Annotated in this window: 2 protein-coding genes and 1 pseudogene; all 3 read left to right on the forward strand. The window is 49.2% G+C overall.

Annotated features, from left to right (window positions below; all coding sequences use genetic code 11):
- Window positions 1-197, forward strand: a 197-nt coding sequence (locus AC1DWB_RS36830) for a hypothetical protein (RefSeq protein WP_477545981.1), incomplete at its 5' end; no start/stop codon positions are given.
- Window positions 194-346 (forward strand): hypothetical protein, encoded by a 153-nt coding sequence (locus AC1DWB_RS36835; protein ID WP_477545982.1) that lies wholly within the window; start codon window positions 194-196, stop codon window positions 344-346. The genes AC1DWB_RS36830 and AC1DWB_RS36835, both read left to right, overlap by 4 nt.
- Window positions 343-657, forward strand: a pseudogene (locus AC1DWB_RS36840) (hypothetical protein); the annotation flags it as partial. The gene AC1DWB_RS36835 and the pseudogene AC1DWB_RS36840, both read left to right, overlap by 4 nt.

A 657-nucleotide genomic window follows, 5' to 3' on the forward strand; every position in this document is an offset into this window, starting at 1 on the left:
CTCGACATCAAGCCAGTCAGCGAGACATTCAAAAATGTGAGTTGGAGGATGGTCCGATGAACATGTGGCAGGCAATGTACAAAGGCAAGAAAGTCGGTAATCCACGAACCGAGAAAGAAAAGCAACAGGTCGAACCATTTTACAGTGGCGTAACGTGGGAAGAGGTACCGGACGAACCGGAGGAGGTGAAGGGATGAGTGACAAAGAGAGATTCGAACGAATGAAAGCAGCCCTTAAAAACATTCTTGATATATCATCGGACGAATTCAGCAGACACCAAGCACTGTGGGGATTAGGCTACACGGAAGAAATCAAGCGTATATCCGCAGAGGGGGCGAGAGAGTGAAACAAATCCTGAAAGTGGACGGAATGCCGCCAAGCCTAACCAAGTACCGCAACATGCACTACCAGGAGTTGAACAACGAGAAGCGATCTTGGGAACGAGCGGTAGGATACTTGGTGAAGGAACAAAAGCTCAAGCCGATGACGCGCATTGACATGACTTATGAATTCTTTTTCGGGACTAAAGTCGAGCATGACCCCGACAACTACGCTTGCTGTGCCAAGTTTATCAACGATGGACTAGTGGGAGCCGGGATCCTTGCGAGAGATAACTTCGATCACATCCGAGAGTTTAGGGTACGGCAAGGCGGGATC

This window comes from Paenibacillus sp. P4_E11 (genome assembly GCF_056401635.1).